Origin of the sequence: Brevundimonas sp. (genome assembly GCF_041688735.1) — a bacterium.
GTDB lineage: Bacteria > Pseudomonadota > Alphaproteobacteria > Caulobacterales > Caulobacteraceae > Brevundimonas.
The window spans coordinates 1-5,611 of record NZ_JBDNHO010000026.1 but is presented as its reverse complement, the minus strand read 5'-3'; the positions used below and the strand labels follow the sequence as shown (position 1 = coordinate 5,611).

Below are 5,611 nucleotides of genomic sequence, written 5' to 3'. Positions count from 1 at the left end.
GGACGACGGCGACAAGCAGCGCGCGCTGGAGGCGGCGATCGCGCAGATCGACCGGGCCTTCGGCAAGGGCTCGGTGATGAAGCTGGGCAAGGGCGGGGTGGTTCAGGCGATCCCGTCGGTCTCGACCGGATCGCTGGGCCTCGACATGGCGCTGGGCATCGGCGGCCTGCCGCGCGGTCGGGTGGTCGAGGTGTTCGGGCCGGAGAGCTCGGGCAAGACGACGCTAGCCCTGCATACGGTGGCCGAGATCCAGAAGGCCGGCGGCACCGCCGCCTTCGTCGACGCCGAGCATGCGCTTGACCCGGGCTATGCCCAGAAGCTGGGCGTCAATCTGGACGACCTGCTGGTGTCGCAGCCCGACACGGGCGAACAGGCGCTGGAGATCGTCGACACCCTGGTGCGTTCGGGCGCTGTGGACATCGTGGTGATCGACTCTGTCGCGGCGCTGACGCCCCGCGCCGAGATCGAGGGCGAGATGGGCGACAGCCTGCCCGGCCTTCAGGCTCGATTGATGAGCCAGGCGCTGCGCAAGCTGACCGCCTCGATCTCCAAGTCGAACTGTATCGTCCTGTTCATCAACCAGATCCGCCACAAGATCGGCGTCATGTACGGCTCGCCGGAGACGACGACGGGCGGCAATGCGCTGAAATTCTACGCCTCGGTGCGCCTCGACATCCGCCGCACCGGCGCGATCAAGGACCGCGACGAGGTCGTCGGCAACACCACCCGCGTAAAGGTGGTCAAGAACAAGGTCGCGCCGCCGTTCCGCGAGGTCATCTTCGACATCATGTACGGCGAGGGCATCTCCAAACTGGGCGAGATCATCGACCTTGGCGTCAAGGCCGGCATCATCGAGAAATCGGGCAGCTGGTTCTCCTATGACAGCCAGCGCATCGGCCAGGGCCGAGAGAATGTGCGCGCCTTCCTCAAGGCCAATCCCGACATCGCCGATTCGATCGAGGACAAGGTGCGCAAGTCCACCACCAAGATCGCTGAGGAGTTGCTGGGCACGCCCGAACCGGACGAGGGCCAGGACCTGGAAGGCTGATCCAACATTCTTCCCCCCTCGGGGTGAGGAGTAGACCTTCTCCGGCCGGGTCCCCCGACCCGCCATCCGACCCCGGTGGGGCCGGGCCGGACGGAGTGGCCGCCTGATCCCCACCCGGGTCAGGCGGCCTTTTTTCGGGATGGACCGCGGCCACCCAGCGCGCGCTGAAGCGCGGGCCTCATCTTCAGGAAGGCGAGGTAAAGCCGCTCGAGGAAGTACAGGACCCTCCGGTTCCGCGCCGCCAGTCCCAAGGGGCGCAGGAGGGGTATCGCCCGCCACATGGCGGCGAAAGCCGCCGCCCCCGACAGCATCCGGCCGTTCTCGCGCGCATGAAACCGCGCGAGCAGCGTGGCCCGGTCCAGCGGACATCCGCCCTCTCCGCTGGCCACGTCGATGAAGGTGATCACCCGGCGCCGGTCCAGCCGGCGGAACAGGGCGATCTCGCGCCGACACAGCGGGCAGTCGCCATCGAACCAGACATGCAGCGTCGTCATCTTTTCAGTTCTAGGCCCGCCGCCGCGCCGAGGCCATGTGGCGGGGTGATGCATTGGGGGTCAAAGCCCTATATGACGCCCGTTCCCTCAGCCTCCCCAGAACGACCACGCAGCCCATGACCAGCTCGTCCAGCCTGAACAGTATCCGCTCGACCTTCCTCGACTATTTCGCGGCCGACGGTCACGCCAGGGTCCAGTCGGCGCCGCTGGTGCCGCAGAACGACCCAACCCTGTTGTTCGTCAACGCGGGCATGGTGCCGTTCAAGGACTATTTCACCGGCGGCGCGACGCCTCCCTACAAACGCGCCACCAGCTCGCAGAAATGCGTCCGCGCCGGCGGCAAGCACAACGATCTGGACAACGTCGGCTATACCGCGCGCCACCACACCTTCTTCGAGATGCTGGGGAATTTCTCCTTCGGCGATTATTTCAAGGACCACGCCATCGAGATGGCCTGGAACCTGACCACCAGGACGTTCGGCCTCGACCCGAACCGGCTGACGGTCACCGTCTATATCGACGACGACGAGGCCGCCGGCCTGTGGAAGAAGATCGCGGGCCTGCCCGAGAGCCGCATCATCCGCATCGCCGGATCGGACAATTTCTGGGCCATGGGCGACAGTGGCCCGTGCGGACCCTGCACCGAGATCTTCTGGGACCATGGCGACCACATCCCCGGCGGCCCTCCGGGCTCGCCGGACGAGGACGGCGACCGGTTCGTGGAGATCTGGAACAACGTCTTCATGCAGCATGAGAAGGAAAACGATCAGATCGTTCGCGACCTTCCCCGGCCCAGCGTCGACACCGGCATGGGTCTGGAGCGAATCGCGGCGGTGCTCCAGGGCGTGCACTCCAACTATGAGATCGACCTTTTTAAAGCCCTGATCGCGGCTTCCGAGGACGCGACCTCGACGAAGGCCGAGGGCGCGCAGGCCCCTAGCCACCGCGTCATCGCCGACCATTTGCGCTCGTCGTCCTTCCTGATTGCGGACGGGGTCACGCCGTCGAACGAGGGCCGGGGCTATGTCCTGCGTCGCATCATGCGCCGGGCCATGCGCCACGCCCATCTGCTGGGCGCCGCCGATCCCCTGATGCACCGCCTGGTGCCGACGCTGGTCACCGAGATGGGTGAGGCCTATCCCGAATTGAAGCGCGCCCAGGCCTCGATCGAGGACACGCTGAAACAGGAGGAAATCCGTTTCCGCACCACGCTGGGTCGCGGCATGGGCCTGCTGGAAGACGCCACGCGTGACCTGGCCGAAGGCGGCGTCATCCCCGGCCAGACCGCCTTCGCCCTCTATGACACCTACGGCTTCCCGCTCGACCTGACCCAGGACGAGGCGCGGCGTCGCGGCTTCACCGTCGATACCGAGGCCTTCGACGCGGCGATGCAGGAACAGAAGACGCGCGGCAAGGCCAACTGGAAGGGCTCTGGCCAGTCGGCCTCGACGGGCGAATGGCTGGCCCTCAAGGACCGGCTCGGCCCCACCGTCTTCACCGGGTATGACGCGGTCGACGGCTCGGGCGAGGTGCTGGCGATCCTCAAGGACGGCGCGCCCGCCGACGTCTTAGAGACCGGCGAGGTCGCCGAGGTCCTGTTCGACCAGACGCCCTTCTACGGCGAAGGCGGAGGCCAGGCCGGCGACAAGGGCGAGATCGAATGGGCCGGCGGCAGCGCCCGCGTGCTCGACGTCCTCAAACCCGCCGCAGATCTTTATGCCCACACGATCGAGGTGACATCGGGCAGCCTCGCCGTCGGGACCCGTGCCCAGCTGCGCGCCGCGCCGGACGCCCGCCTGACCACCCGCGCCAACCACTCGGCCGCCCATCTGGTGCATGCGGCGCTGAAGAATGTGCTCGGCCCCCATGTCGCCCAGAAGGGCCAGTTGGTCGACGCCGACCGCATGCGCTTCGACTTCAGTCACAACGCGCCGGTGACCGAGGACGAACTGAACCGCATCGAGGCCGAGGTGAACGCGGTCATCCGCCAGAACCTGCCCGCCGACACCAGGCTGATGGGGCCGGAAGATGCCATCGCGGCCGGGGCCATCGCCCTGTTCGGCGAGAAATACGGCGACGAGGTCCGTGTCCTGACGCTCGGTCGCAGCCTGACCGGCGACAAACCCTATTCGGTCGAGCTGTGCGGCGGCACCCATGTGGCCCGCACCGGCGACATCGCCCTGTTCAAGATCGTGTCGGAGACCGGGATCGCCGCCGGCATCCGCCGCGTCGAGGCCCTGACCGGAGAGGCCGCTCGCCAGTATCTGCTGGGCCAGGCTGGCGTCGCCAGGGCCCTGGCCCAGAGCTTCAAGGTCCAGCTGCTGGACGTCCCCGCCCGCGTCGAGGCCCTGACCAGCGAACGCAAGGCGCTGGAGAAACAGGTCGCCGAGCTGAAGAAGCAGTTGGCGCTTTCTGGGTCTTTGGGCGGCGGTGGCGGCGGTTCAGCCAATGCCGCGCCGGAAGAGATCAATGGCGTCAGACTGATCGCCCGCGTGCTGGACGGCGTCGACGGCAAGGGCCTGCGCGGCGTGGCCGAAGACTTCAGGAAACAGGTTGGCTCGGGCGTCGTCGCCCTGATCGGCGTGACCGAAGGCAAGGCTGCGGTCACTGTCGCCGTAACCTCGGACATCACCACCTCCGTCAACGCCGCCAACCTTGCCCGCGCCGCCGTCATGGCGATGGGTGGACAGGGCGCCGGCGGCAAGTCCGACTTCGCCCAAGGTGGCGCGCCGGACGGCACGAAGGCGGAAGACGGCTTGGCGGCGGTGCGGGCGGCGCTGGCGGGTCAGGGTTCAGTCCCGCTCTGAAGATCCACCGCCGCAAGCTTCCAGCTGAACAGCCCGCGACGATCCAACAGCAGGGCCAGCCGCTTGTTCGGCGCATCGCGTCGCGTGAGCGTGACGGAGAAGGTGTTCAGGTCGCGGTAGCCCCAGGACTGGTGAATGTCGCCGCCGTCGTCGCCGGTCTTGGGGGCGGGATCGGGGGCGCCGGTGGGGTCGGGTGCCTCGCCGTCGCGGACCATGGCGGCGACGATCTCGGGCGTCACGACGGTGTCCACCGCGCCGGACAACAGCATGGGGGCCAGCATCATGCCGATGCCGCCCAAATCGCTTTCCGTCAGGCGCGGGTCTCCCCGCACGCGGGCCAGGACCTCGGCGTTCAACTCCGCTTTCAGGCTCTCGCGCAATGACGGGAAGTCGACCCGTTGCTCCAGCTTGGCCGTGTCTCCGGCCTTGGCCGCGCGGATCAGGGACTGGGCCGCCACGATGGGGGCGACCGCCCAGGCGACGATGAAAGCGGCGAGTGTCGCGGCGACCAGGCCGACGACCAGTTTCTTGTTCATGTGACCCTCTGGCGTCCTAACGCCTTGCCATGGACACGGTTGCCGCGAGTCGCCGCGCGTGGCTAGCGTCGCCCGCCACCGGAAATGGCACCGCCGGAGCGGTCAGCGGGGCGAACGGAGGGTGTTACACCCTCGGGCAGGCCGACGTGGACCAGTTTCCATTCGAACGGACCCTTGCGCTCGAAGGTGAAGACTGTCTCGAACCCGCCCTCGTCGGCGACGCTCATCCGGGCCCGGTTCATGCCCCAATAGACCGGCCGGGGCAGCGGCCCGCCGGTGCTGGATCTGTCGGGCGACGGCAGGGCGGCGGCGGTGCGTTTCGAGGCGTAGCGGCCCTCGCCCCGAGTCAGGGCGGCGAGCGCCGCAGGGGTCAGATAGGCCTCGACATCGGGTGCCGCGGGGGCGGAGGCCTGCTCGATCTGGCGGCGCACCGCCTCGATGGGGTCTTCCATGAAGGTCGGGGCCGGGGCGGCGGCGGCCGGATTGCCGTCCAGCTGTGGTCGCAGGGACTGGCGTACGGCGGGGTAGTCAACCAGCCCCGCCAAGCCCGCTGAATCGCCGGCCTCCGCTGCAGACCGCAGGGCGAAGAAGGCCACGCCGGGCGCCGCGAAGAAGGATATCGCCGCCAAGACGACCAGAGTGACGATGAGTCTGCCGACCAGTTTCATGGGACGCCTCCGGGACGCGCCATCAATGCACGAACGCCGGTTTCGCCCAAATCAAAGC

Annotated in this window: 5 protein-coding genes; 2 read left to right on the top strand and 3 right to left on the bottom strand. The window is 68.0% G+C overall.

What is annotated here, in order from left to right; all coding sequences use genetic code 11:
* Positions 1-1,048: recombinase RecA (recA, locus tag ACESMO_RS03340; protein ID WP_372706764.1), on the top strand; the 1,048-nt coding region annotated here is incomplete at its 5' end.
* Positions 1,049-1,167: 119 nt separating this feature from the next.
* Here the strand turns inward: recA and ACESMO_RS03335 are convergent.
* Complete coding sequence (locus ACESMO_RS03335) at positions 1,168-1,542, bottom strand: DUF393 domain-containing protein (protein ID WP_372706763.1); 375 nt, start codon at positions 1,540-1,542, stop codon at positions 1,168-1,170.
* Positions 1,543-1,658: 116 nt separating this feature from the next.
* Between ACESMO_RS03335 and alaS the strand changes: the two genes are divergently transcribed.
* Complete coding sequence (gene alaS / locus ACESMO_RS03330) at positions 1,659-4,349, top strand: alanine--tRNA ligase (protein ID WP_372706762.1); 2,691 nt, start codon at positions 1,659-1,661, stop codon at positions 4,347-4,349.
* Here the strand turns inward: alaS and ACESMO_RS03325 are convergent.
* Entirely contained in the window at positions 4,328-4,885 is a 558-nt protein-coding gene (locus ACESMO_RS03325; RefSeq protein WP_372706761.1) for a DUF2939 domain-containing protein, read from the bottom strand. The genes alaS and ACESMO_RS03325 overlap by 22 nt on opposite strands.
* A 62-nt stretch (positions 4,886-4,947) precedes the next feature.
* Positions 4,948-5,553 (bottom strand): DUF2939 domain-containing protein, encoded by a 606-nt coding sequence (locus ACESMO_RS03320; protein WP_372706760.1) that lies wholly within the window; start codon positions 5,551-5,553, stop codon positions 4,948-4,950.
* Positions 5,554-5,611 lie beyond the last annotated feature (58 nt).

What these genes read in the sequence shown, in the direction of transcription:
- ACESMO_RS03320 (WP_372706760.1), bottom strand. Translation starts at nt 5,553, where the DNA reads ATGAAACTGGTCGGCAGACTCATCGTCACTCTGGTCGTCTTGGCGGCG.
- ACESMO_RS03335 (WP_372706763.1), bottom strand. Translation starts at nt 1,542, where the DNA reads ATGACGACGCTGCATGTCTGGTTCGATGGCGACTGCCCGCTGTGTCGG.
- alaS (WP_372706762.1), top strand. Translation starts at nt 1,659, where the DNA reads ATGACCAGCTCGTCCAGCCTGAACAGTATCCGCTCGACCTTCCTCGAC.
- ACESMO_RS03325 (WP_372706761.1), bottom strand. Translation starts at nt 4,885, where the DNA reads ATGAACAAGAAACTGGTCGTCGGCCTGGTCGCCGCGACACTCGCCGCT.